At 30.8% G+C, this 25,780-nt stretch carries 22 protein-coding genes; 7 read left to right on the top strand and 15 right to left on the bottom strand.

Features of this window, described 5'->3' with window-relative positions; translation table 11 throughout:
- Positions 1–12 precede the first annotated feature (12 nt).
- From KK2020170_RS10540 to prfB, 5 genes are all read right to left on the bottom strand, one after another.
- Positions 13–1,641 carry a M1 family metallopeptidase gene (locus KK2020170_RS10540; protein ID WP_221258295.1) on the bottom strand — a complete coding sequence of 543 codons (1,629 nt, stop codon included), beginning with the start codon at positions 1,639–1,641 and terminating at the stop codon, positions 13–15.
- A gap of 48 nt (positions 1,642–1,689) precedes the next feature.
- Entirely contained in the window at positions 1,690–3,351 is a 1,662-nt protein-coding gene (locus KK2020170_RS10535; protein ID WP_221258294.1) for an RluA family pseudouridine synthase, read from the bottom strand.
- A gap of 54 nt (positions 3,352–3,405) precedes the next feature.
- Complete coding sequence (locus KK2020170_RS10530) at positions 3,406–4,563, bottom strand: carboxypeptidase-like regulatory domain-containing protein (protein WP_221258293.1); 1,158 nt, start codon at positions 4,561–4,563, stop codon at positions 3,406–3,408.
- Between the two features lie 226 nt (positions 4,564–4,789).
- Positions 4,790–6,433 (bottom strand): acyl-CoA carboxylase subunit beta, encoded by a 1,644-nt coding sequence (locus KK2020170_RS10525; protein ID WP_221258292.1) that lies wholly within the window; start codon positions 6,431–6,433, stop codon positions 4,790–4,792.
- Between the two features lie 107 nt (positions 6,434–6,540).
- Positions 6,541–7,639 (bottom strand): peptide chain release factor 2 gene (prfB, locus tag KK2020170_RS10520; protein ID WP_221258291.1). Its coding sequence is split into 2 segments (ribosomal slippage): positions 6,541–7,575 and positions 7,577–7,639, totalling 1,098 coding nucleotides; the frame shifts between segments, so codons are not numbered across the junction.
- Between the two features lie 48 nt (positions 7,640–7,687).
- Between prfB and KK2020170_RS10515 the strand changes: the two genes are divergently transcribed.
- Entirely contained in the window at positions 7,688–8,707 is a 1,020-nt protein-coding gene (locus tag KK2020170_RS10515; protein ID WP_221258290.1) for a threonine aldolase family protein, read from the top strand.
- Positions 8,708–8,734: 27 nt separating this feature from the next.
- Here the strand turns inward: KK2020170_RS10515 and KK2020170_RS10510 are convergent, their stop codons facing one another.
- The gene (locus tag KK2020170_RS10510) at positions 8,735–9,058 is read right to left on the bottom strand and encodes a YbaB/EbfC family nucleoid-associated protein (protein ID WP_221258289.1); all 324 of its coding nucleotides are present in this window, start codon (positions 9,056–9,058) and stop codon (positions 8,735–8,737) included.
- Between the two features lie 64 nt (positions 9,059–9,122).
- Between KK2020170_RS10510 and KK2020170_RS10505 the strand changes: the two genes are divergently transcribed.
- A complete protein-coding gene (locus KK2020170_RS10505) occupies positions 9,123–11,255 on the top strand; it encodes a S9 family peptidase (protein WP_390640743.1) in 2,133 nt (710 codons plus the stop codon).
- 81 nt (positions 11,256–11,336) lie between these two features.
- Positions 11,337–12,377 (top strand): cysteate synthase, encoded by a 1,041-nt coding sequence (gene capA / locus KK2020170_RS10500; protein WP_221258288.1) that lies wholly within the window; start codon positions 11,337–11,339, stop codon positions 12,375–12,377.
- Between the two features lie 68 nt (positions 12,378–12,445).
- Here capA and KK2020170_RS10495 read toward each other — a convergent pair whose 3' ends face one another.
- From KK2020170_RS10495 to KK2020170_RS10485, 3 genes are all read right to left on the bottom strand, one after another.
- Positions 12,446–13,159 (bottom strand): YebC/PmpR family DNA-binding transcriptional regulator, encoded by a 714-nt coding sequence (locus KK2020170_RS10495; protein WP_221258287.1) that lies wholly within the window; start codon positions 13,157–13,159, stop codon positions 12,446–12,448.
- A 68-nt stretch (positions 13,160–13,227) separates the two neighbouring features.
- Complete coding sequence (locus KK2020170_RS10490) at positions 13,228–14,271, bottom strand: LIC11966 family surface protein (RefSeq protein ID WP_221258286.1); 1,044 nt, start codon at positions 14,269–14,271, stop codon at positions 13,228–13,230.
- Positions 14,272–14,274: 3 nt separating this feature from the next.
- Entirely contained in the window at positions 14,275–16,299 is a 2,025-nt protein-coding gene (locus KK2020170_RS10485; RefSeq protein ID WP_221258285.1) for a S41 family peptidase, read from the bottom strand.
- Between the two features lie 164 nt (positions 16,300–16,463).
- Between KK2020170_RS10485 and KK2020170_RS10480 the strand changes: the two genes are divergently transcribed.
- Positions 16,464–17,093 (top strand): porin family protein, encoded by a 630-nt coding sequence (locus tag KK2020170_RS10480; protein ID WP_221258284.1) that lies wholly within the window; start codon positions 16,464–16,466, stop codon positions 17,091–17,093.
- 43 nt (positions 17,094–17,136) lie between these two features.
- Here KK2020170_RS10480 and gcvT read toward each other — a convergent pair whose 3' ends face one another.
- The gene (gene gcvT, locus KK2020170_RS10475; protein WP_221258283.1) at positions 17,137–18,219 is read right to left on the bottom strand and encodes a glycine cleavage system aminomethyltransferase GcvT; all 1,083 of its coding nucleotides are present in this window, start codon (positions 18,217–18,219) and stop codon (positions 17,137–17,139) included.
- A 167-nt stretch (positions 18,220–18,386) separates the two neighbouring features.
- Between gcvT and hutH the strand changes: the two genes are divergently transcribed.
- The 3 genes from hutH (at position 18,387) to KK2020170_RS10460 (ending at position 20,673) form a co-directional block, all read left to right on the top strand.
- On the top strand, positions 18,387–19,892 hold the full coding sequence (hutH, locus tag KK2020170_RS10470; protein ID WP_221258282.1) for a histidine ammonia-lyase: 1,506 nt from the start codon (positions 18,387–18,389) through the stop codon (positions 19,890–19,892).
- 12 nt (positions 19,893–19,904) lie between these two features.
- Positions 19,905–20,165: a hypothetical protein gene (locus KK2020170_RS10465; protein WP_221258281.1), complete on the top strand. Its 261-nt coding sequence runs from the start codon at positions 19,905–19,907 to the stop codon at positions 20,163–20,165.
- A 139-nt stretch (positions 20,166–20,304) separates the two neighbouring features.
- Positions 20,305–20,673, top strand: a complete 369-nt coding sequence (locus KK2020170_RS10460; protein ID WP_221258280.1) for a hypothetical protein — start codon at positions 20,305–20,307, stop codon at positions 20,671–20,673.
- Here the strand turns inward: KK2020170_RS10460 and KK2020170_RS10455 are convergent, their stop codons facing one another.
- The 5 genes from KK2020170_RS10455 to KK2020170_RS10435 form a co-directional block, all read right to left on the bottom strand.
- Positions 20,674–21,033 (bottom strand): DUF1304 domain-containing protein, encoded by a 360-nt coding sequence (locus KK2020170_RS10455; protein WP_221258279.1) that lies wholly within the window; start codon positions 21,031–21,033, stop codon positions 20,674–20,676.
- Position 21,034: 1 nt separating this feature from the next.
- Complete coding sequence (locus KK2020170_RS10450; protein WP_221258278.1) at positions 21,035–21,460, bottom strand: SRPBCC family protein; 426 nt, start codon at positions 21,458–21,460, stop codon at positions 21,035–21,037.
- Positions 21,461–21,649 (bottom strand): GldL-related protein, encoded by a 189-nt coding sequence (locus KK2020170_RS10445; protein WP_221258277.1) that lies wholly within the window; start codon positions 21,647–21,649, stop codon positions 21,461–21,463.
- A gap of 56 nt (positions 21,650–21,705) precedes the next feature.
- Complete coding sequence (gene rimK / locus KK2020170_RS10440; RefSeq protein ID WP_221258276.1) at positions 21,706–23,073, bottom strand: 30S ribosomal protein S6--L-glutamate ligase; 1,368 nt, start codon at positions 23,071–23,073, stop codon at positions 21,706–21,708.
- 74 nt (positions 23,074–23,147) lie between these two features.
- On the bottom strand, positions 23,148–25,700 hold the full coding sequence (locus KK2020170_RS10435) for an ATP-dependent Clp protease ATP-binding subunit (protein WP_221258275.1): 2,553 nt from the start codon (positions 25,698–25,700) through the stop codon (positions 23,148–23,150).
- Positions 25,701–25,780 lie beyond the last annotated feature (80 nt).

Here is a 25,780-nt window from a genome sequence, read left to right as displayed (position 1 = left end):
AGAAAATTAAAACTAATTACTCTCAGCAACTTTTACAAAGAAATGATTATCAAAAAATTGATAACTAGAAGTCTTTTTTAAACTTCTTAATTTAATTTTTTGTTCTTTGGTTGTAGGATATAAACGAATTTTTTTCTTATCGTACTCAAAATCAAAAGGCATATTAAAATCCGAATTTACATCTTCCCATCTGTAATAAAGATAGTTCTTATCAATACGATATGAAAAGGTTGGAATAGTAGTAGTTTCTAAATATTGTTTAAAGATAGGCGTTAAATCCATTCCAGATACTTTGTTAAAGAAATCAATAACTGTTTGAGTATCGATAATTTGTTTTTTAAAAGTTTCAGAATATTTCAAAATTAAAGCCCACCATTTTTCATCATCATTAATTACGTGTCGAAGTGTATTCAATAATAACGAACCTTTAAAATACATATCGCCACTTCCTTCATTATTGACCCCAAATTTACCAATAATTGGTCTGTCATTTGAAACACTTCTTGATTGACCATTTACATATTTTTGAGCAGCTTCATATCCTTGCGTACATTCTACAAAAACGGTTTCAGAATATGTTGTAAACCCTTCATGAATCCACATATCAGCAATATCTTTACTCGTTATACTATTACCAAACCATTCGTGACCTGTTTCATGAATAATAATATAATCGAAGCCTAAGCCAATTCTTGTTCCTGATAAATCCATACCTAAATAGCCTTTTCGGTATTTGTTTCCGTAAGCAACGGCACTTTGATGCTCCATACCTAAATAGGGAGTTTCAACTAACTTGTAGCCATCTTCCCAAAACGGATAGTTTCCAAATTTAGAATTGAAGCAATCTAGCATGGTTTTTACATCTTCCTCAAAATGTTTTTTAGCGGTTTCTTCATTTTCTTTTAGAACATAATAATCAATATCTAAACCATTGTGATTGTCATGAATATGAGCGTAATCAGCAATATTTACAGTTATGTCATAATTATTAATTGGATTTTTTACTTCCCAATCCCAACGCGTATAACCATTTCCTAAATCCTCAGAACCCTTAAACCTTCCGTTTGAAACATTCATTAATCCATTTGGAACCGCAACTTTAATTAAAGCGCCGTTATCAGGCTCATCTGTTTGAGAATCTTTTACAGGATACCACAAACTAGCACCAGTTCCTTGTACAGCAACGCCAATGAAATCTTTTCCATTACTATCTTTTTTGAAAACGAATCCGCCATCCCATGGCGCATTTTTAGCTACTTTAGGATTTCCAGAATAGTAAAAACGAACTTTTTCAGTTGATTTTTGAGTTAATTTACTCGGAAAACTTATAAATACAGCATCATAATCTCTTTTATAACTCAACTTTTGATTGTTCCAAACAATTGAATCTACATTCATATTATCGAACAAGTCCAATTGAATTTTTTGTGTTGGTTCAATTACTTTAAAAGTAATATCATTGTGACCTACAATACTTTTCTCTTCTGGATTTATTTTGATATTTAAATCATAACGCAATACATCAAAACTAGTACGTTCAAAACGTAAACCTCCCTGTAAAGAATCCCTACGTGTAAAATTTTGAGCTGAAATTTGTTGTAAACCAATAACTAGAATTGATAGATAAAGTAGTTTTTTCATTATGTTACGTTTTGATAATAAGTTGTCAATTGTAAAAATACGTTACAATTAAAACTCAGCTTCTTTAAAAATAGTTAAAATTTCTTTTGAAATAGGATGTGTAAATGTAATTTCTTCCGCATGAAGATGTAATCTATCGGCTTTTGTTCCATATAAATCATCGCCAACAATTGAGCAATTCAACCCTAAACTATGCGAAGCATGCACACGCAATTGATGTGTTCGGCCTGTAATAGGGAAGAAGTGAATGCGTGTTTTTTTATTTTTAATTTCGATGACTTTAAAATGCGTTTCAGCTGGTTTTCCATATTCATAACAAACCAATTGATTCGGGCGATTGTCTAAATCTACACGCAAAGGCAAATTGATACTACCTTCAGGTTGTTTTACAATTCCGTCTAATAAAGCAACGTAACGCTTTTTAACCGTTCGTTTAATGAATTGCGATTGTAGATTTTTATAAACTTCATCTGATTTTGCAATTAGTAATAAACCAGAAGTAGACATATCTAAACGATGCACAATTAGCGGTCCTGAGGCTTCTGGATAACGATTTTTTACACGTTCAAAAACCGAATCCTGAATGTTTTTACCCGGAACCGATAGAAATTCGGCTGGTTTATTGATAACCGCTAAATAATCGTCTTCAAAAACTATTTCAATATCTTTTCCTTCGGCAGGATTTTCTAAAAGAGGATTTTCGTCCATTTCAATTCCATCTAACATATGCGCTAGAATTGGTTTGCACTTACTTTGACATGCCGGATAAAACTGTTTGTGTTTTCGAACTTCTGATTTTGGCGATTGTCCCCACCAAAATTCAGCTAAAGCAATTGGTGTTAAATTATGGTTGAAAGCGTAGTGTAATAATTTAGGAGCTGCACATTCACCAGCACCAGCAGGTGGATTGTTATCGAAAATCTCCCCAACCGATTTAGTTCTCTTCGAAATATTTAAAAATTTGTATTTTCCAAAAAGTTTTTGTTGTAATTCAGATGATTTTGAAGCTCTTTCTAATTTTAATTTATCTATTTCTCTTTGAAGACTTTCGACTTTTAACTTTCGACTTTCAACAGTTAAATTCCAATATTTTGTCATTTTCTTCAACAAAATACTTTCTTTTTTACTTTCTTCAGAAAGTTCAAATTCTAGTTGCTCAATTTCTGTTGGTGATAAATTTTCAAAAGAAGTACGCTTTTCATCACGTTTCTTTTTTAAATCTTTAATGCGTTGCTTTTGACGTTGAATATCTGTTTTAGCATCAAATTCAGTTTGCTTTAAACTTTCTTTGGTTTCAACTAATTCCTGACTTTTTTCTAGTTCTTCAATCTTTCGATTGTATTGATTTAAAATAGCTTCTTCTTGTTTGAAAAAACTGTCTTGCGTCAACATATCAAAAACAGGCGGAACAAATTTGTCGTGAAGATTACTATCGGCTAATTTTCCAGAAACGCCCCATAAATAGCCTAAATTACCATTTTCATCTTGACAAACTAAAACCCCAAACATTTTTCCAATGACTAAACCTTCCTGATTCTCTTCTAAGCCAAAGTTGTGCTCGAAATCGGTTTGATTTTCTAGATATTCTTGTAGTTCTTTAGCTGCTATTTCACTTAATGGATGCGGTTCATAGTAAAATGGAAACGTAAATTTTTCAGGTAAAGTGATACCTGAAATATTGGATTTAAAATGTTGGAATTTACTATTCATAAGAATAAAAAAACGCTCATAAAGAGCGTTTAATTATGTATATGCAAAGTTAAATTATAAATTTAAAATAACATAATTTAAAATTGCTTCCGAATTTCCAATATTTCCACTAGCATGATTATGGAAAGTTGTGTAATAAATTGTACCTCCATTTGAATTAGCGTCACAACTTCCTAAAGTATCACCATGTGCTAAATGTGCATTTAAAGCACTTTGATTAATCGTAATTGTAATTGGATTGTTTTGGTTTCCTGGTGGAATATGGCAAATAGTTACCCATTCATCGTTAGTGTCATTACCAACTGGGTTTGTCACTAATGAAGAATCAAAGAAACTATCTGTTTTTAGCATCAAGGCTTGTGAATTCAATTCAACTAAACAAGTCCAATAATTACTATCATACATTTGAATTTGTTGCCAACCACCTAAGTCGTATTCCAAATCAAAACTTGAAAAACCAACCGAACTTGCTAAAAGAGGATCTACAATTTGTACTCCATTATAAAAACCAGAAGTTCCTGAAGTTGCAGAACAAAGCATAGTATCTGGAATAAATCCACCTGGCATATTACACCCAGTAACATTAGATGTACCACCCATTAAATAAGCTAGATCCCAATCAGAAGCATAAAGACTTCCTCCGTTAGTTACAAATTGTGCAAGATTAACATCAATCGTATTGTTTAAAGAAGCCATAGAAGCATTTCTAGAGCCACAGTTCAAAAATATGATATCATATTGAGAGACAATATTATAATCAGCTAAGTCACTAAAACTTATTTGAGTAGCATTGTAACCTAAGTTTGAAATTAAATCTTCAATTACATCAAAAGAACCAGAAACATAAGCAATATTAGCTACTTGATTGAGCTTAGATTGTTCTCCATCGATAGTTAATGTTATATCTTTTTGAATATCTACAGAAAAATTTGTTCTAAAATTTGAACCATCTCCAGTTTGAATATGTATTTCTCTATTTCCAGTTGGTAACTGTAAAACAAATTGACCATTTTCGTCAGAACGAGTATAGATTAATTCATGATCATCATCAAATGAAAAAATTAATGCTCCTCCGATACTTTGTTGGCCATTATTAGAGAGAACAGTACCAGTAACTTTTCCTGTAGTGAGATTCTCGGTTGGGTTAGTTTCATCTTTTTGACACCCAATAAATAGTATTATTGATAGTGAAAGCAGTAAAATTTTTCTCATATTTAAAACGTTGAATGTTAGGTAAATATAAAAAAAATGTTAAAATGATAAAGTAAGTATTTTGTAAATGAATAAAATTTAACAAAAAAACTGTTAAATGTTGTGAAAATTAATTTAAAATTAAAAGGATAAAATGATTTAAATGAAATATTTTATCCTTTTAAAAAATTAAATTTTTTCAATAAATATTGTATAAAACTATATTAAAAGATTACAAAATAGTAAATTATACCTGAATAACCCCTAAATTAAATGGTTTTTCGATAGGAGCGTGGTTAGCAGCTTCAATTCCCATAGATATCCATGTGCGTGTTTCTAATGGATCAATTACTGCATCTGTCCATAAACGTGCAGCTGCGTAATAAGGTGAAACTTGGTTATCGTAACGAGCTTTAATTTTATTGAATAATTCGGCTTCTTTTTCTGGTGTTAATTCTTCACCTGATTTCTTTAATGAAGCTGCTTCAATTTGTAATAATACTTTTGCAGCTTGAGCACCACCCATTACAGCTAGTTCTGCACTTGGCCAAGCAAAGATTAACCTTGGGTCGTATGCTTTTCCACACATAGCGTAATTGCCTGCACCATAAGAATTTCCAACAACAACCGTGAATTTTGGTACAACTGAATTCGAAACTGCATTTACCATTTTAGCACCATCTTTAATAATGCCACCATGTTCAGATTTACTTCCAACCATGAATCCAGTTACATCTTGTAAGAATACTAAAGGAATTTTCTTTTGATTACAATTTGCTATAAAACGCGTGGCTTTATCCGCAGAATCTGAATAAATAACACCACCAAACTGCATTTCGCTTGGTTTTGTTTTGGCTCCAGTTGTTTTTACAATCTTACGTTGGTTAGCAATTATTCCTACAGCCCAACCATCGATACGAGCATAACCAGTGATAATCGTTTGTCCGTAACCAGCTTTATATTCATCAAATTCAGAATTGTCTACTAAGCGTTTGATGATTTCCATCATATCGTATTGATCAGAACGAGATTTTGGTAAGATTCCGTAAATATCTTCTTCTTTTTCAGCAGGTTTTTCAGCTTTTATTCTGTTATATCCAGCTTTATCATAATCACCAATTTTCCCCACAACCGATTTAATTCTGTCTAAAGCATCTTTGTCATCTTTTGCTTTAAAATCGGTAACACCTGAAATCTCACAGTGCGTTGTTGCTCCACCTAAAGTTTCATTATCGATACTTTCGCCAATAGCAGCTTTAACTAAATAACTTCCTGCTAAGAAAATACTTCCAGTTTTATCAACAATTAAAGCTTCATCACTCATAATAGGTAAATAAGCACCTCCAGCTACACAGCTTCCCATAACGGCTGCAATTTGAGTAATTCCCATACTACTCATTATGGCATTGTTACGAAAAATTCTTCCGAAATGTTCTTTATCTGGAAAAATTTCATCTTGCATAGGTAAATAAACACCAGCAGAATCTACTAAGTATATAATTGGTAATCTATTTTCAATAGCAATTTCTTGTGCTCTAAGGTTTTTCTTTCCAGTAATTGGAAACCAAGCTCCAGCTTTAACGGTAGCATCATTTGCAACAACAATACATTGCTTTCCTTGAATGTAGCCCATTTTAACCACAACACCACCAGATGGACAACCTCCATGTTCTTCATACATTCCTTCTCCAACAAAGGCTCCAATTTCAATACTACTTTTTTTATCATCTAATAAATAATCGATACGTTCACGCGCTGTCATTTTACCTTCCGCATGTAATTTATCGATACGTTTTTGTCCGCCACCTAATTTTACTTTGGCAAATCGGCTACGTAAGTCAGAAACTAATAATTTATTATGATCTTCGTTTTTGTTGAAATTTAAATCCATTTTGTGTTGGTTAATTTTATCGGTGTGCTAAAATACGAAATCGATGTAGATATAAGCAAATAAAAAAATCCAAACTTGAAGTTTGGATTTTTAACTATTTTTAATTTTTATTCTTCCTCTTTTTGTCCCATCATCATCAGATAAGCTTTTAAGAATTCATCAATTTCTCCGTTCATTACGGCATCAACATCGCTACTTTCATAACCTGATCTAACATCTTTTACCAATTTATAAGGATGCATGACATAATTACGAATTTGCGAACCCCATTCGATTTTCATTTTTCCGGCTTCGATATCAGCACGTTGTTCCAAACGTTTTTTCATCTCAATTTCATATAATTGCGACTTTAACATTTGCATCGCTCTTTCACGGTTATCGTGTTGCGAACGCGTTTCAGAACATTGAATTTGAATTCCTGTTGGTTTGTGAACCAATTGTACTTTGGTTTCCACTTTATTAACATTTTGTCCACCAGCACCACTTGAACGAGCAGTTGTAATTTCAATATCAGAAGGATTTACCACGATTTCGATAGTATCATCAACTAATGGGTAAACATAAACTGACACGAATGATGTATGACGTTTGGCATTGCTATCAAATGGAGAAATACGCACTAAACGATGTACACCATTTTCACCTTTCAAATAACCAAAAGCAAAATCGCCTTCAAACTCTAAAGTTACGGTTTTAATACCGGCAACATCACCTTCTTGAAAGTTTAATTCTTTAATTTTGTAGCCTTGTTTTTCGCCCCACATTAAATACATACGCATTAACATTGAAGCCCAATCACAACTTTCGGTTCCACCAGCACCCGCAGTAATTTGCAATACAGCACTCATACTATCGGCTTCATCGGAAAGCATATTGCGAAACTCAATATCTTCGATATGAGAAATGGTTTTATGGTATAATTCGTCAACTTCCTCTTCTGAAATTTCTCCTTCTTTTAGGAAATCTAACATGATTTGGAGTTCTTCCACCATATCTACTCCTTTAGTATAATCGTCTACCCATTTCTTCTTTGAACGGATTTCACGGACTAATTTTTCGGCTTCTTTTGGTTTATCCCAAAAGCCAGGAGCTAATGTTTTTTCTTCTTCGTTTGTAATTTCGATTAATTTCTTATCGATGTCAAAGATACCTCCTTAACGCACCAAGGCGATCAATAATATCCTTTACTTGTTCAGTATTTACCATAAAAATTGTAGTTTTACGTCACAAAAGTAAGATATTCCTTTCGATTATATGGAAATAAATTTAATTAGTGATACGGTAACTAAACCAACACAAGAAATGTTGGATGTTATGTTTAACGCAAAAGTTGGTGATGATGTCTTTAAACAAGACCCAACAGTTAATGAGCTAGAGCGTTATACTGCTGAATTATTTGGAAAAGAAGCTGCTTTGTTTTTTCCTAGTGGAACAATGGCAAATCAAACCGCTATTCGTTTACATACAAAACCAGGAGATGAAGTTATTTGCGATAAATGGTCACATATTTTTTTATATGAAGGTGGAGGAGTTGCTGCAAATAGTGGTGTTTCTTGTCATTTAGTAGATGGAAACAGAGGAAAAATAACTGCCAATCAAGTTACCCAGTTTATAAATGACCCCGAATTTTACCATGCACCAATTACACGATTAGTAAGCTTAGAAAATACGACTAATAAAGGTGGAGGAGCTTGCTACGAAATTGAAGAATTAAAAGTCATAAAAGAAGTTTGTAATAAACACGGATTAAAATATCATTTAGATGGAGCGCGCTTGTGGAATGCAATGGTAGCTAAAAATCAGCAACCGAAGCAGTTTGGAGAAATGTTTGATACTATTTCCGTTTGTTTATCGAAAGGCCTAGGAGCTCCTGTTGGTTCTGTTTTAGTAGGAAGTAATGAAGACATAAAGAAAGCATTGCGTATTCGTAAATTATTTGGAGGAAATATGCGTCAAGCGGGTTATTTAGCTGCTGCAGGTTTATATGCCATGCAAAATAATATTGAGCGTTTAGAAAAAGATCATCAAAAAGCAAAAGAACTAGGTTCAGTTTTAGTTAAAAAGGATTGGGTTAAAGAAGTTGAACCAATTGAAACAAATATTGTAATTTTTAAATTGCAACCAACTATTGACGAAAAGTCTTTTATTGAAAAATTAAAGCAAAAAAGAATTTTAATCAGTTCAATGGGGCAAGGAAAATTAAGAATGGTTACTCATATGGATTACCGACAAGTAATGCATGATTATGTTTTGGAAGTTTTAGAGAAAATGTAATAAAAAAGAGGTTTAATAACCTCTTTTTTATTTGAATAAATCCATTCCTGGAATATTTGGCATTCCTTCTTTGGCAACAGCAGCTAATTCCGTTTCGTTTACATTTGTAGCTCTTTCAATAGCTTTGTTCAAAGTGTTAACCAAATAATCTTCGAGCATTTCTTTGTCTTGCAATAAGTTATCAGATATTGAAATGTTTTTTATTTTTCGATTTGCAGTTAAAGTTACTTCTAATAAACCATCACTACTTTTTTCGTCAATTAAAACCGTATCTAAGCGTTTCTTAGTAGCCTCAACTTTTTCTTGGGTTTCTTTGATTTTTCCCATCATACCCATTAAGTCTCCAAACATAATGTTAAATTTTAAATTTAAGTTACAAAATTAGTAAATTAGCAGTTATATAAAATTTAACTTCATGAAAAAAATGACCTCTTTAATGGCATTTTCTCTTATTTTTGCGACCGCTTGTAAAGATAAAGAAGAGAATATGAAAGATACGATTCAACCACCAATAGCAAAAAAGATTCCTCATGCATTAGAAAAGCATGGACATGTTAGAAATGACGATTATTATTGGTTAAATGATAGAGAAAATCTAGAAGTTATTGCATACTTAAATGCAGAAAATGATTATTATAAAAAGATGACGGCTCATACTGAGCAACTTCAAAAAGATTTATTTGAAGAAATGAAGTCGAGGATTAAAGAAGATGACGAATCTGTTCCTTATTTTTACAATGGTTATTATTACATAACTCGATATGAAAAAGGAAAAGATTATCCAATTTATTCGAGAAAGAAAGGAAACTTAGATGCTGCTGAAGAAATTATGTTCGATTGTAATGAAATGGCAAAAGGTCATTCGTATTTCAACTTAAACGGAATTTCTGTAAGTGAGGATAATAATTGGGTTACTTTTGGTGTCGATACGGTTTCTCGTCGTCAATATACAATTCAAGTTAAAAATTTAGTAACAGGCGAAATTCTTCCTGAGAAAATAGAGAATGCAACGGGTGGAACCTCTTGGGCAAGTGATAACAAAACTTTCTTTTATACTAAAAAAGATCCGCAAACATTACGTTCTGATAAAATTTATAGACATGAATTGAATTCAGATGTTAAAAGTGACGCCTTAGTTTTTCATGAAAAAGACGATACTTTTTACACTTTTGTTTACAAAGAAAAATCAAAAAAATATTTAGTAATTGGATCTACGAGTACGATGACTTCTGAGTTCCAAATTTTAGAAGCTAATAATCCAACAGGTAATTTTAGAATTTTCTCGAAAAGAGAACGAGGTTTAGAATATTCTATTTCTCATTATGGTGATAGTTTTTATGTGTTGACCAATAAAGATAAAGCTACTAATTTTAAATTGATGAAAACTCCAGAAACTAAAACTTCATCAGAAAATTGGATAGATTTAATTCCACACAGAGGTGATGTATTATTAGAGGGAATTGATATTTTTAAAGATTATTTAGTAGTTGAAGAGCGTTCAAACGGATTGAATAAAATTCAAATTCGTCCATGGAATGGAGGAGAGGCTTATTATTTACCTTTTGAAAGCGAAACCTACACAGCGTATACAACTACAAATCCTGATTTTGATACGGACATTCTTCGTTTTGGTTATCAATCGTTAAAAACACCTTCTTCGGTTATTGATTTTAACATGAAAACTAAAGGAAAAACAGTTTTAAAGGAACAAGAAGTTTTAGGTGGAAAGTTCAATAAAGATAACTACGAAGAAAAGCGTGTTTGGGCAACAGCTAATGATGGAACTAAAGTTCCAATCTCCATGGTGTATAGAAAAGGAATTAAGTTGGATGGAAATAATCCATTATTACAATACGCTTATGGTTCTTATGGTTCGTCTATGGATCCTTGGTTTTCAACTACGCGATTAAGTTTACTAGATAGAGGATTTATTTTTGTAATAGCACATATTAGAGGAGGAGAAGATCTTGGACGCCAATGGTATGAAGATGGAAAACTTTTGAAAAAGATTAACACTTTTACCGATTTTATTGACTGTTCGAAGTTTTTGATAAAAGAAGGCTACACTTCAAAAGATCATTTATATGCTGAAGGAGGCTCTGCTGGAGGTTTATTAATGGGAGCAATTGTTAATATGAATCCTGAAATCTATAATGGTGTTATTGCTCAAGTTCCTTTTGTTGATGTAGTAACTACAATGTTAGATGATTCTATTCCATTAACAACTGGTGAATATGATGAATGGGGAAATCCTAATCAAAAAGAATATTATGATTACATGCTTTCATATTCGCCATATGACAATGTAAAATCACAAAATTATCCAAATATGTATGTTTCCACAGGACTTCACGATTCACAAGTTCAATATTGGGAACCTGCAAAATGGGTTGCTAAATTAAGGGAGTTAAAAACTGATAATAATCTGTTATTCCTTGATACTAATATGGATGCAGGACATGGTGGCGCATCAGGTAGATTTGAAGCATTAAAAGAAGTTGCGAAAGAATTTGCCTTTTTATTAGATTTAGAAAAAATTAAGGAATAGTTTAACTTTTTTTGTTAAATTTGCAAGGTTTTGGTGTTTTAAAAAAATTGTTTAAACACTTCGCAAATTAATATAGATTTTATGAAAGAAGAAATAAAAGCCTATAACAATGTACTGGAATTAATTGGTAATACTCCAATTTTAAAACTATCTAAAATTACCGAAAATATGCAAGGTAATTTTTATGCTAAAGTTGAAGCTTTTAATCCAGGACATTCTACTAAAGATAGAATAGCTTTATATATTATTGAAGAAGCCGAAAGAAGAGGAATTTTAAAACCAGGTGATACAATTATCGAAACAACTTCAGGTAATACTGGTTTTAGTCTTGCAATGGTAAGTATTATTAAGGGTTACGATTGTATTTTAGCGGTTAGTTCAAAATCTTCAAAAGATAAAATAGATATGTTAAGAGCAATGGGCGCAAAAGTTTATGTTTGTCCCGCTCACGTTTCGGCAGATGACGAACGTTCATATTACAATGTTGCTAAAAGACTTCATGAAGAAACTAAAGGTTCTGTATATATTAATCAATATTTTAACGAGTTAAATATTGAGGCTCATTACAAAACTACAGGTCCAGAAATTTGGGAACAAACTAACGGAAAAATCACTCATTTGGTTGCTTGTAGTGGAACTGGTGGAACAATTTCTGGTACTGCTAAGTTTTTAAAAGAAATGAACCCTAATATTAAAATTTTAGGAGTTGATGCTTTTGGTTCTGTATTGAAGAAATATCACGAAACTAAAGAGTTTGATAGCAATGAAATTTTTCCATACAGAATTGAAGGTCTAGGTAAGAATTTAATTCCAACAGCTACTGATTTTGATATTATTGATAAGTTTATCAAAGTAAATGATGAAGATAGTGCACATGCAGCAAGAGATATAGCAAAAACAGAAGGTTTATTCGTTGGTTATACTTCAGGTGCAGCATTTCAAGCTACAAAGCAATATGCTGAAGAAGGAGAATTTACCGCTGAAAGTAATGTTGTAATTATTTTTCCTGATCATGGTTCTCGTTATATGAGTAAAATCTATAGTGATGAATGGATGAGTGATCAAGGATTCTTTGACAGTATTAATGTTGAAGAAGCTCAAAAAATTGAAATTATTAAATAATATGTTTATTTACTGACATAAAAAAAGCTCCATTATTTGGAGCTTTTTTATTTTATATCTTGAAATGATTATGATTCTTGCATGTTATGGAAAACATTCATTACATCATCATCTTCTTCAATTTTTTCTAATAATTTTTCAACATCAGCTACTTGGTCAGCAGTTAATTCTTTAGTCACTTGAGGTATTCTATCAAAACCTGAAGATAAAATTTCCATATTTCGATTTTCTAATTCTTTTTGAATCGTTCCAAAGCTTTCAAAAGGTGCATACATTACAATTCCGTCTTCGTCAGCGAAAATTTCTTCCACACCAAAATCAATCATTTCTAATTCAAGTTCTTCAACATCTAAGCCTTCAGCAGGAATTCTGAAATTACAAGTATGGTCAAACATAAATTCTACAGAACCTTGAGTTCCCATAGTGCCATTACATTTATTAAAATAACTTCTAATATTTGCAACAGTTCTGTTATTATTGTCAGTAGCAGTTTCAATTAAAATTGCAATACCGTGAGGTGCATATCCTTCAAATAAAACTTCTTTAAAATTAGCCGTATCTTTATCAGATGCTTTTTTAATAGCTCTCTCAACATTATCCTTTGGCATGTTGGCAGCTTTCGCATTTTGAATAACAGCTCTTAGTCTTGAGTTAGTTTCAGGATTTGGACCTCCTTCTTTAACTGCCATTACAATATCTTTTCCAATTCTTGTAAACGTTTTAGCCATGGCTGACCAACGTTTCATCTTACGTGCTTTTCTAAACTCAAACGCTCTTCCCATTTCTATTTATGGTTTTATTGTTTTTATTAATGGATGCAAAAATATGATATTTTTAAAAACTTCCTAAATTAATCATTAGGAACATGTCTTGAAATATATTTTTCTGAGGCAACATTCCATTCAGCGATTTGCTTGTTTTTAGAGCTAACATTTTCGCTGTTTAATTTGTTGTAGTCGTTAATTTTTTTGTTAACTTCTTTAACCATTTTGTTGTAAAGATCAACATCTTCTTTAGTTCTGTCTTTTTCAGACTTTCTTTCAAGCGAAGATTTAATTTCTTCAAATTTTGAAGAGTAAGTCAAAAAATCAATTATTTGAGGAATGTATTTTTCCGTTTGATCTTTATAACTATTTAAACTTTTAATAGTTGCAATTTCAAGGACTGTATCACCTTTGTATGGTTTATAAAGTTTTATTTTTTCTAATCCTTCTTCTGCATACTGTTGTAATGAATTAGAATTTTGTTGAATTGCAGCCAAATCGTTATTTTGTATTGATTGACTAAGTAACATATCAGTATAATTACACTTAAAAAATATTAAGTATAAATTGCTTTGATATTTAAAAACTTCTCCAGAAATTTCCATATTCTTTTTAAATTTTGAAGAATCGTCACTTTCAACCAAATTTACTTTATATTTTTTTGCAAATTCTTTTTGACTTTCTATTAAATTGTCATGTTCTTGTTTAATTCTTTCATTAACTTTTTCTCTAGTTAAAATATAAGCTTCCATGTAATCATATGATTGCTCAGCAATTTCTTGCATGTCTACAATTTTAGCATATTCTTCTGAAATCATTAATTCTGAAAATTCTAAATAGCTAATAACTTTTTGATGAAACTCTAAATCTCCATTAAAACCTTTTTTGTTTTTTTCAAGATTTGATTTTGCGTTTTGTATCGTTTTAATTAATGATTTTCTAACGTTTTCAATTCTCTTTGCACTTTTTGAATGGGCAATGGTTTTAGTATATTTCCAAGTTTCTTTAGAAATTGGCTCTTCAATATTATTAACATAAGATAAATAGTCAACTGCAGTTTTGAATTCTTGAGCGTTAATTTTAATTGTAGTTGAAAGTAATAATAAAGAAATAGTAATTAGTTTTTTCATAAATTAATTGTTTAAGTCGTATAAAATATTTGCTGCTTCAAATAAAAGGTAGTTAGTTTTAAGTTTATTAATTCTTTCATCAAAAATAGATAAAATCATTTCATCATTCTTAAATTTATCATGATCTTCAAAAGTGATTCTAATTTTACTTAAATATTCAGTTTTCTCAAAATCTTCTACTTCTTTATAAAAGCTATCGTTATTATGAATATAGTCGAAAACATTATTAAAATCAAGTATTATTTTTTTATCATCAAAATTGTAAATTTTGTCAACAATTTTTTTAAAATTATTGATTCTATCTACATAGGTATTATTTTCTAATCTTTTTGAGCTATTTTCTATACCTTTTTGATAATTTTTATACCAAACTTGATATCTTACTGAAGAATTAATTTCATCATTTAAAAATGCAAAAGGAAGGTCTTTTTCGGTTTTGGAATAATTGTCTAGAATAGATGGTATATATATATCTGGTTGGTTGCCTATATTTTGATGACTTTTCCCTGTAATTCTATAAAACTTTTCTTTAGTTATTTTTAAATAATCAGTTGATTTTGAATTTTCAAAAAGAGGAAAAATTTCTTGCATTGAAGCTTTTCCAAAACTTGGCTGGCCAATGATTATCCCTCTCTTATAATCTTGTATAGCATTTGCAAAAAATTCACTAGCTGATGCAGAACGATTATTTTGTAAAATAACAATTGGGCCTTTATAATTAGTACCTCTATTGAAATCTCTCAAAATTTCATTTTTATTTTCTTTAGTGGTCATTAAAGCTAAAGGGCCAATATCGATAAACATTCCTGAAACTTTAACAGCTTCATAAATACTACCACCACCATTATTTTGTAAGTCAATTATTAAACCTTGTATATTTTCTTTACTCAGGTTAATGAGTTGAATAGACAAGTCATTGGATAAATTATTATAACCTATTTCATCTGTATAAAAACTTGGAATATTTATATATCCATAATTAATACCATTATTATCAATAATTAAACTATAACATTTGTTTTCAATGGATTTTAGATTCGTTTTTGATAATATTTCTTTATATATTGTTCCATCATTTTTTTTAAAATGAAATTCAAGTTGATTTGTATTTTTAGAATTTAATAGAGTTAAAATTTGATTTATATTAGAGCAGTTTGCCCAAATTTCATTTTTATTATTAATTATTTTTAAAAGTTTATCTTGTGTTTCAATTTTTTTGGTTTTAAAAGCTTGGCTTCCAGGAATAATCTCTGCAACATAAAACTCATTATCATCATTTAATAAAAAATGCAGTCCAAATGTAAGGTTGTCTTCACTTACACCATTTATAAAAATATTTTTCTCGTTTTCTGAAAAATAATCAGAATGGGGGTCAAAATAATTTACAAAAGATTTTAAAAATGATAATTCAATTTCATTTGAAAAATTTTCCGGTGTGCTTAAATAGTAATCAATTATACATTTTTTTTGCTCAATAATTCTTTTTTTAAAATCCTTTTCAATTGAAAGAAAAATTTTTTTTAAAGAGTCTTTGTTTTGGCTTACGGTTGAAATATCAATAAGAATATCCATTTTAGTTCTTTTTCTTAAAAGATTTAAAATTTCTTTTTCACTTGAAAGATATTCAGGCTTGTTTTTACTGTAGCTTAAATTTTCTGAGGAATCATAAGTAAAACTCTCTTTCTCTAATTTTTCATAAAAACCAAGAGTTCTTTTTAAACTTTTTTGAAAACTAGATTTAAAATCAAAAATAAAATTACATGAATTAGTATTAATTTGATTATCTAATTCAAACTGATTTTTTTTCAAGTCATTAAACTCTTCTTTTGTAAATAATATTCTACTATCTAAAATGCTTTCAATAAAGGAATTAAATACATGATAAGATAAACTATCATTTAAAGGTTTAGCAGAGTAATGATTTTCTTTCAATAGTGAATTTACTCTTTCTAGTTTATCACAGAACGCTTGTTGTGCGTTAATTTTTATAAAAAAAAGAAATATAAAAAAGGGTAAAAATAATTTCATTAAGTTTTAAATAATTTTTTTAGGATAATAAAACTTTATTGTTAAAACTAAAATTAGTTTTATACTAAATTGAGTTACAAAAGTACTAATAAAATGATAAAAAAAGTTTTGATACTTTATTTTTAGAATTAGATTTACAAAAAATTAATTTTAATAACTTATTTATGAAAAAATTGATATTAGTAGTATTGATTTTAACGAGTATTCAGTTATTTTCTCAACAAAGAAATAGAGGCGATATCGAATTAAACCCCAAAATAGGAACAGCAGCTTCAAATTATTATGGTGAAGTTAGATTAGAAAATGATCCTTTATCAAGTGTTAATTTAGGAATTGAAACTGACTATTTTTTTAATAATAGATGGAGTTTTCACTCAGGGCTATTATTTCAAAGAATGGGTAGTAATGTAACCAGTTATTATAGTGAAAAAATTAATTATATAACTATTCCTTTAAATGCAAATTGGCATTTTGGCAGTACAAGAAAATGGTATTTAAATTTTGGACCAAGCGCTGGATTTTTAATTTCAGCTGAAGCAGACATAAAACAAGGAAGTTTTGATCCATCAGATTTTACATTTTCAAATGGAACATTTGATATTAAAGATTCTGTTAATAGTTTTCAATTGGGGTTAAATTTTGGCATAGGTTATAAGATTTTTATAAATGAGATGTTAAGTATATCAATTGACTATCAAGGCATGACAGGTTTGACTAATATTTCAAATGATAATCAATACTCTATTAAAAATGCTTACAGTTCTTTCAATGTTGGTGGAGTTATAAAACTTTAAGTTTAAAATTAAAATAGAAAAAGCGCTCATTTGAGCGCTTTTTCTATTTCTTATAAAATGGTAATTTTACCACTTGTGCTTTAATGTCTTTATTTCGAATGCGAATAAAAATTTCACTTCCTTCTGTAGCTAAAGCTGTTGGAACATAACCTAAACCAATTGCTTTGTTTAATGATGGTGATTGTGTTCCTGATGTTACTTTACCAATAACATTTCCGTTTGCATCTACAATTTCGTAATCGTGACGTGGAATTCCTCTTTCTAATAATTCGAAGGCAACTAATTTTCTTGAAATGCCTTCTTCTTTTTGTTTTTTAAGATTTTCAGAATTAACGAAATCTTTTGTGAATTTTGTAATCCAACCTAATCCAGCTTCAAGTGGAGAAGTAGTATCGTCAATATCATTTCCGTATAAACAGAATCCCATTTCTAAACGTAATGTATCACGTGCTGCTAAACCAATTGGTTTAATTCCGAATGCTGCACCAGCTTCAAAAACTTTATTCCAAACTTGTTCAACTTCTGAATTTTTACAATAAATTTCAAATCCACCAGAACCTGTATAACCGGTTGCAGAAATAATAACATGTTCAATTCCAGCGAAATCTGCCACTTCAAAATGATAGTATTTAATTTGAGATAAATCTACCGAAGTTAACGATTGCATAGCTTCAACTGCTTTTGGACCTTGAATAGCTAATAACGAATAATCTTCTGATAAATCGCGCATCTCAACGCCCATATCATTATGAGAAGAAATCCAATTCCAATCTTTTTCAATATTTGAAGCATTAACTACTAATAAATATTGCTCTTCTTTAATTCTATAAACAATTAAATCATCTACAATTCCACCATTAGCATTTGGTAAACAAGAATATTGTGCACGACCAATTGTTAAAGTAGAAGCATCGTTAGAAGTAACTTTCTGAATTAAATCTAAAGCTTTTGGTCCAGTTAATAAGAATTCTCCCATGTGCGAAACATCAAAAACACCAACACCATTTCTTACGGTTTCGTGTTCTGCGTTTACGCCTTCATATTGAACTGGCATATTATAACCAGCAAATGGAACCATTTTTGCTCCTAATTGTTCATGAATATGTGTTAATGCTGTATTTTTCATTGTGTTTAAGTTTCAAATTTTGAAAGCGCTAATTTATTCAAAATTCTTCAAAATTGAGGTTTAGTTTGTTGGTTTTATTTCAGAATAAATATTTTATTGTTAATCTTATTAACAAATCTTGCATTTTAACAATTGTTTGCAGAATTTTGGAGTCTCAAAATAAACAAATGGAAACTACACATTATATCAGCTCAGATTTATTATCTATAGAACGTATCAACGAGATCATTTCTCAAGGCCAAAAACTAGCTTTATCAGAAGAGGCTAGTGCGCTAATTGTAAAATGTCGTTCGTATTTAGATAAGAAAATGGAAACCAATGATCGTCCGATTTACGGAATTAACACCGGATTTGGTTCGCTATATAATGTGAAAATTTCTAACGAAAATTTAACGAAATTACAAGAAAACTTAGTGATGTCTCACGCTTGTGGAACTGGAGCAGAAGTACCTCATGAAATTGTAAAAATCATGTTGTTGCTTAAAATTCAATCATTAAGTTATGGAAATTCTGGAGTGCAGTTAGAAACGGTAGAGCGTTTAATTGATTTTTATAACAACGATGTTTTACCAGTAGTTTATGAATTAGGTTCTTTAGGAGCTTCAGGAGATTTAGCGCCATTAGCACATTTATCGTTACCATTAATTGGTGAAGGAGAAGTCTATGTTGATGGTTTCCGCCAACCTTCTAGTAAAATGCTAGAAAAATTTGGTTGGAATCCCATCCAATTAAAATCAAAAGAAGGTTTAGCCTTATTAAACGGGACTCAGTTTATGAGTGCCTACGGAGTATATAGTTTAATAAAATCGTGTAAACTTTCGTATTTAGCAGATGTAATTGGAGCCATTTCTTTAGAAGGTTTTGATGGAAGAATAGAACCATTTACCGATTTAATTCACTTAGTTCGTCCACACAAAGGGCAAATTCAAACAGCAGAACGCATGCGTGATTTGTTAGACGGAAGTGAAATTATTGAACAACCTAAAAAACATGTCCAAGATCCGTATTCTTTCCGTTGTATTCCTCAAGTTCACGGTGCGAGTAAAGATACTATTGATTATGTGAAACGTGTTTTCCGTACGGAAATTAATTCAGTTACAGATAATCCGAATATTTTTGTGGATGAAGACCAAATTATTTCGGGTGGAAATTTCCACGGACAACCTTTAGCTTTAGCTTTAGATTTCTTAGGAATTGCTTTAGCTGAATTAGGAAGTATTTCAGAAAGAAGAACCTACCAGTTAATTTCTGGTTTACGCGAATTACCAGCTTTTTTAGTAAAAGATCCAGGATTAAATTCAGGATTTATGATTCCGCAATATACAGCAGCGAGTATTGTTAGTCAAAACAAACAATTAGCAACTCCAGCAAGTATTGATAGTATTGTTTCGAGTAACGGACAAGAAGATCATGTAAGTATGGGTGCCAATGCAGCGACAAAAACACTTCGTATTGTTGAAAACTTAGAGCGCATTTTAGCGATTGAATTATTAAATGCTTCTCAAGCTATTGAATTTAGACGTCCGTTAAAATCGAGTGAGTTTATCGAAATGTTTTTAAAATCGTATAGAGAAGAAGTACCTGTTGTAGAAGTGGATCGATTATTACATTACGATATTGAAAAATCTATCAGCTATTTGCAAACACTTCAAGTGGATGAAGAGATTTTGTAGAAATATTAAATTATGATTTTAATATATTCATTAGGAGTAATTCTGTTAATTGGAATTTTAATTTATTATTTGATTTGGAAAGATAGATTAAATGATAAATTGAATTTAGATAAAGATTGGAATAAATTTCTTAAATCTGTTGAATTGAATGATATAAAAGGGATTGCTTCGAATGGAGATAAATTAATTTGGAATAAATACCTAAAATCAGAACAGTTAAATACAATTATAAAAGTTGTTGATTTAAGAGTTAGTAATTATCCTGAATTATGAAAATTAGAAAATAATGCTTTTAATAAAAGGTTGCATTATGATAGACCGTTTCCATATCCGTGGAGTAGTGGAGGTAAAAAACAAAGTTGGTAATTATTTTTGTCATTCCGAATGAAATGAGGAATCTCATCATTAAAATTTGAAGAAAGAAATAAAATATAGTTTATTAGTTTTAGGACTTATAGCTTTGACATTTTTTGTTATTTATTTGAGAAGCCATATTACTTATGAAGAATTCAGTTCTGAAAAGTGGAAAAACTGGATAGAAACTGAAAATACTTCTTCTTTACGTTGGGATATGATGAATAGTTTACGCAATAAGCATGAGTTAAAAGGTAAAACTAAAAAAGAAATTATTGAATTACTTGGTGAACCAATTGAAAATAAAACAAAAGATAACTTTAGATATTATTTAGGAATGGCTAAACATGGAATTGATACAGGTAGTTTAATTATTCAATTTGATGAAAATGATTTCGTTGTCAATTATTATGTTTGGCATGGATAATTAAACCAAAAACAAAACAATCGCCACAATCGCTGGCAACGCTTGAATATAAAAAATCTTTTTACTTGCTGTTAAAGCACCATAAATTCCTGCAACAGCAACACAGCCTAAAAAGAAAAGCGCTACATTTTTTTGCCAAATTTCATCTGAAATAAACAACGACCACAATAATCCAGCGGCTAGAAAACCGTTATACAAACCTTGATTAGCAGCTAACGTTTTAGTAGGTTCAAATAAATCTTTAGGGAAATTACGAAACACTTTTGGTCCGCGAGTTGTCCATAAAAACATTTCTAAAATCAAAAAATAGCAATGGAGTAGTGCTATAATAACGATTAAAACTTTGCCTATTACTATCATATTAATTTCGTTTTGAAAATTCGGTTATAATTCCTTTTTCGATATAATCTTTCATTTGGCGTAATAAATTTGCCCAACAATAGCTTGTAATTCCGTAATGTTGGCTTTGTTCTTGCCAATTCGTATGATAAAAATGTACATGAGTTTGATTGTCTTCTTCTGTTAATTCAAAACCAAATCTTGTTGGCATCCAATCGTCCATAGCTTTTAGCATAGAAAATTCGATAAGTTTATTCTCTTCAAATTTTGAAATTTTGGCAAACCAATTGTATTCATCAGTAAAATTCAAATTGTACTCTTCGTTCAAAGCAGGTTTTCCAGTGCAATTCAATGTCCACCAATTGTTCAAGCCCTCTGGTGTACTAATTGCTTCAAAAACCTTTTCAGCATTAGATTGAATTGTAAAATTGTGAATTATGGAGAACATTTATTTTAGTTTGTCTTTTCTTAAAATAGCGAAAATTAAAACAATTAAAGCAAAAGCTTCTGTAAGCATTCCAAAGATTAAGAGATAATGAGCACCCATCCAGTGCATCATTTTAAATAAAGCTCCTAAAATACTGAATATCATACCTACTAAAAAAAGGACTAAAGGTAATTTGTACTTACTATTCATTTTCTATAATTTAATAATTAGACTGTCAACCGAAAACTAAACACTGTTTACTGATATTATTTCCATTTAAAGTTTTTCTCGATAGCTTTAATCATTTCTCCAGCAATATCTTTTTGAGTTGCGCCTTCAATTCCTTCTAATCCAGGAGAAGAGTTAACTTCTAATAACAATGGGCCTTTAGATGAACGGATAATATCAACACCAGCCACTTTTAAATCCATTGCTTTTGCAGCTCTAATGGCAATTTTCTTTTCTTCGGCAGTAACTTTCACCACAGAAGCAGAACCTCCCATATGGATATTTGCTCTAAATTCTCCAGGAGCGGCTTCACGTTGCATAGCGGCAACTACTTTTCCATCAACAACAAACAAACGTAAATCTTTTCCGTTAGCCTCTTTAATGAACTCTTGAACTAATATGTTGGCATTTAGACTTTTAAAAGCATTAATTACCGATTCTGCGGCTTTTTTAGTTTCCGCCAACACAACTCCTTTTCCTTGTGTTCCTTCCAGTAATTTTACAATTAAAGGTGAACCACCAACCATTTTAATTAAATCGTCGGTATCAAGAGGAGAGTTAGCAAAACCAGTTGTAGGAATGTCAACTCCGTTGTTTAATAATAATTGAAGCGAATATAATTTATCTCTCGATTGTGTAATAGCAGAAGCGCTATTTAATGCAAACACTTTTAAGGCTTCAAATTGTCTTGTTAAGGCACATCCATAATAGGTCATACTTGGACGAATACGTGGAATTACTGCATCAAAATCATTTAATATTTTTCCACCACGATAATGAATTTCTGGTGTTTCAGCATCAAGTTTCATGTAACAATATTTCAAATTCAGGAAATGCATTTCGTGACCACGCATTTCACCAGCTTCAATGATACGTTTGTTACTATATAATTCAGGATTACTTGCTAAAAGACCAATTTTTAGACCTTTTTTTGTGTCAACATCAGAATAATAATATTCTTTTAATTTTTCCTTTGTAGGTTGACCTAATAGAAAACGTGCTTCAGGATCAACTAAAACCCTTCCTGACATCGCTTCACGACCTAAAAGCATGCGATAACCCATCGAATCACGATTGGTTAAAGTAACTTCAATATCCCAATTTTTACCGCCAATAGAGAGTTTTGTGCTAATTACAAAACGTTTTTCGCGGAAACCACTCGAACTTTTCACAACACGCTGGTCTATTAATTTAGCTTCGCAATGAATTACAGCTTTAGCATTATTTTGAATAGGATTAACGTCGAATTTTACCCATTCTTCGTTATCTTTTTGAAAGGTTTTAATATTTATGGCGTGTAAAGCCGAAGTTTTTGCTCCTGAGTCAACACGAGCTTTTATAGTAGGAATTCCAAGAGTAGGGAAGGAACACCATTCCTCGCTACCCACAATAACTTTATCAATCATTTATAATAGGTAAATTATTATTCTAAAGTACTACTTTTTTTTTATTACGAAATATCTTAGAAAAAAAATCCTGCTTATTTAGCAGGATTTTCTTTGGTTTTCACTTCAATGGTAAGTTCCCCTTTTTCTTCATCTAAATCCATAAAGATTTCATCTCCTTCATGAATTTTAGATGTAATTATTTCCTCTGCTAGAGCATCTTCAACATATTTTTGAATAGCTCTTTTTAATGGACGAGCACCAAATTGCTTATCAAAACCTTTATCTGCAATATAATCTTTAGCTTTTTCAGATAATCTTAATGTATATCCTAAATCTTTGATTCTGATGTATAATTTTTCCATTTCGATATCGATAATTTTATCAATATCTTCTTTTTCAAGTGGATTGAATACGATAACGTCGTCAATTCTGTTAAGAAATTCGGGAGCAAAAGCTTTTTTTAAGGCATTTTCAATAATTCCTTTTGCATGATCTTCGGCTTGAGAAGTTTTTGCAGAAGTTCCAAAACCAACACCTTGTCCGAAATCTTTCAATTGACGTGCTCCAACATTTGAAGTCATAATAATGATAGTGTTTCTAAAATCAATTTTACGACCTAAGCTATCTGTTAAATGTCCGTCATCTAAAACTTGTAGCATCATATTGAAAACATCTGGGTGCGCTTTTTCAATTTCATCTAATAAAACAACGCAATACGGTTTTCTACGAACTTTTTCAGTTAATTGTCCGCCTTCTTCATAACCAACGTATCCTGGAGGTGCTCCAACTAATCTTGAAATAGCAAATTTTTCCATATACTCACTCATGTCGATTCTTACCAATGCATCTTCAGAATCGAATAATTCTTTTGCAAGAACTTTCGCTAATTGTGTTTTACCAACACCCGTTGAACCCAAGAAAATAAATGAACCAATTGGCTTATTTGGATCTTTTAAACCTGCTCTATTTCGTTGAATCGATTTTGCAATTTTCTCAACTGCTTCATCTTGTCCAATTACCTTACCTTTAATTAGTTCAGGTAACTTAGCTAATTTATTGCTTTCAGTTTGAGCTATACGATTTACAGGAATTCCTGTCATCATTGAAACTACATCTGCAACATTATCTTCTGTTACAGTTACACGATTATTCTTAGAATCTTCTTCCCATTTTTCCTGAGCAATTGCTAAATCTTTTTCGATTTTCTTTTCATCGTCACGAAGCTTTGCAGCATCTTCATATTTCTGTTTCTTAACAACTTCGTTTTTCTTGTTACGAACATCTTCTAATTGACGCTCTAATTCAAGTATTTGTTTTGGAACATCAATGTTAGTGATGTGTACACGAGAGCCAGCTTCATCTAATGCATCAATAGCTTTGTCTGGTAAAAATCTGTCGGTCATGTATCTACTTGTTAATTTCACACAAGCTTCAATAGCTTCAGGTGTATAAATAACGTTGTGATGATCTTCGTATTTACCTTTAATGTTGTTCAAAATTGTAATTGTTTCATCAACAGATGTTGGTTCAATAATTACTTTTTGAAAACGTCTTTCTAATGCGCCATCTTTCTCAATGTATTGACGGTATTCGTCTAAAGTAGTTGCTCCAACACATTGAATTTCGCCTCTTGCTAAAGCAGGTTTAAACATGTTTGAAGCGTCAAGAGAACCGGTTGCTCCACCAGCACCAACGATAGTATGAATTTCGTCTATGAAAAGAATAATATCGTCATTTTTTTCTAGTTCATTCATTACCGCTTTCATGCGCTCTTCAAACTGTCCGCGATATTTTGTTCCAGCTACTAAACTTGCTAAATCTAAAGTTACAACACGCTTATTGAAAAGAATACGAGAAACTTTCTTTTTAACAATCATTAACGCTAAACCTTCTGCAATAGCTGACTTTCCAACACCTGGTTCACCAATTAAAAGCGGATTGTTTTTCTTTCTTCTACTTAAAATTTGGGAAACTCGTTCGATTTCTTTCTCACGACCTACTACAGGATCTAATTTCCCTTCTTCTGCAAGTTCGGTTAAATCACGACCAAAGTTATCTAAAACAGGTGTTTTAGACTTCTTAGTTGTTTTTCCACTTTGTGGCGGATTGTTAAACGCTCCGCTATCTTTTGATAAATCATCAGAATCTGAATCTTCATTAAAAGATTCTGCTTTCGGAAGATTTTCTAAATAATCATTTTCGTTTGTTAACATAGCAGTATATTGTTCTTTAACTGTTTCGTAATCAATTTTTAATTTGTTCAACAACTTAGTCGTTGGATCTTTGTCATTTCTCAAAATACATAGCAAAAGGTGAGCTGTACTAATCATATTGTTATTGTACAATTTAGCTTCTAAAAAAGTAGTTTTTAGAGCTCTTTCTGCTTGTCTTGTTAAATGTAAGTTTTTCTTATCGTTATTTTGAATTCCAGTTGTATTTGCTGGACTTAAGATTTCAACTTTACGACGTAGAAAATCAAAATCAACAGCTAGATTATTGAGTATAGTCATTGCTTTGCCATTTCCTTCGCGCAATAAACCAAGCATAAGATGTTCAGTTCCAATAAAATCATGGCCTAAACGCAATGCTTCTTCCTTGCTAAAAGAAATAACGTCTTTAACTCTTGGTGAAAAATTATCATCCATAATTCAATGTTTCTATTTGTAAAGATACTAAGTTTAAATATTAATTCACAAATAATATGCCTTAACTTAGTCTACTGACG

Origin of the sequence: Flavobacterium okayamense, from assembly GCF_019702945.1 — a bacterium.
Taxonomy (GTDB): Bacteria; Bacteroidota; Bacteroidia; order Flavobacteriales; family Flavobacteriaceae; genus Flavobacterium; species Flavobacterium okayamense.
The sequence above is the reverse complement of the archived record's forward strand: the minus strand, read 5'-3'. Positions and strand labels throughout refer to the sequence as shown.

Excerpts from the sequence above, each read along its gene's own strand:
- KK2020170_RS10540 (WP_221258295.1), bottom strand. The coding sequence starts at position 1,641 with ATGAAAAAACTACTTTATCTATCAATTCTAGTTATTGGTTTACAACAA.
- KK2020170_RS10535 (WP_221258294.1), bottom strand. The coding sequence starts at position 3,351 with ATGAATAGTAAATTCCAACATTTTAAATCCAATATTTCAGGTATCACT.
- KK2020170_RS10530 (WP_221258293.1), bottom strand. The coding sequence starts at position 4,563 with ATGAGAAAAATTTTACTGCTTTCACTATCAATAATACTATTTATTGGG.
- KK2020170_RS10525 (WP_221258292.1), bottom strand. The coding sequence starts at position 6,433 with ATGGATTTAAATTTCAACAAAAACGAAGATCATAATAAATTATTAGTT.
- KK2020170_RS10515 (WP_221258290.1), top strand. The coding sequence starts at position 7,688 with ATGGAAATAAATTTAATTAGTGATACGGTAACTAAACCAACACAAGAA.
- KK2020170_RS10510 (WP_221258289.1), bottom strand. The coding sequence starts at position 9,058 with ATGTTTGGAGACTTAATGGGTATGATGGGAAAAATCAAAGAAACCCAA.
- KK2020170_RS10505 (WP_390640743.1), top strand. The coding sequence starts at position 9,123 with ATGAAAAAAATGACCTCTTTAATGGCATTTTCTCTTATTTTTGCGACC.
- capA (WP_221258288.1), top strand. The coding sequence starts at position 11,337 with ATGAAAGAAGAAATAAAAGCCTATAACAATGTACTGGAATTAATTGGT.
- KK2020170_RS10495 (WP_221258287.1), bottom strand. The coding sequence starts at position 13,159 with ATGGGAAGAGCGTTTGAGTTTAGAAAAGCACGTAAGATGAAACGTTGG.
- KK2020170_RS10490 (WP_221258286.1), bottom strand. The coding sequence starts at position 14,271 with ATGAAAAAACTAATTACTATTTCTTTATTATTACTTTCAACTACAATT.
- KK2020170_RS10485 (WP_221258285.1), bottom strand. The coding sequence starts at position 16,299 with ATGAAATTATTTTTACCCTTTTTTATATTTCTTTTTTTTATAAAAATT.
- KK2020170_RS10480 (WP_221258284.1), top strand. The coding sequence starts at position 16,464 with ATGAAAAAATTGATATTAGTAGTATTGATTTTAACGAGTATTCAGTTA.
- gcvT (WP_221258283.1), bottom strand. The coding sequence starts at position 18,219 with ATGAAAAATACAGCATTAACACATATTCATGAACAATTAGGAGCAAAA.
- hutH (WP_221258282.1), top strand. The coding sequence starts at position 18,387 with ATGGAAACTACACATTATATCAGCTCAGATTTATTATCTATAGAACGT.
- KK2020170_RS10465 (WP_221258281.1), top strand. The coding sequence starts at position 19,905 with ATGATTTTAATATATTCATTAGGAGTAATTCTGTTAATTGGAATTTTA.
- KK2020170_RS10455 (WP_221258279.1), bottom strand. The coding sequence starts at position 21,033 with ATGATAGTAATAGGCAAAGTTTTAATCGTTATTATAGCACTACTCCAT.
- KK2020170_RS10450 (WP_221258278.1), bottom strand. The coding sequence starts at position 21,460 with ATGTTCTCCATAATTCACAATTTTACAATTCAATCTAATGCTGAAAAG.
- KK2020170_RS10445 (WP_221258277.1), bottom strand. The coding sequence starts at position 21,649 with ATGAATAGTAAGTACAAATTACCTTTAGTCCTTTTTTTAGTAGGTATG.
- rimK (WP_221258276.1), bottom strand. The coding sequence starts at position 23,073 with ATGATTGATAAAGTTATTGTGGGTAGCGAGGAATGGTGTTCCTTCCCT.
- KK2020170_RS10435 (WP_221258275.1), bottom strand. The coding sequence starts at position 25,700 with ATGGATGATAATTTTTCACCAAGAGTTAAAGACGTTATTTCTTTTAGC.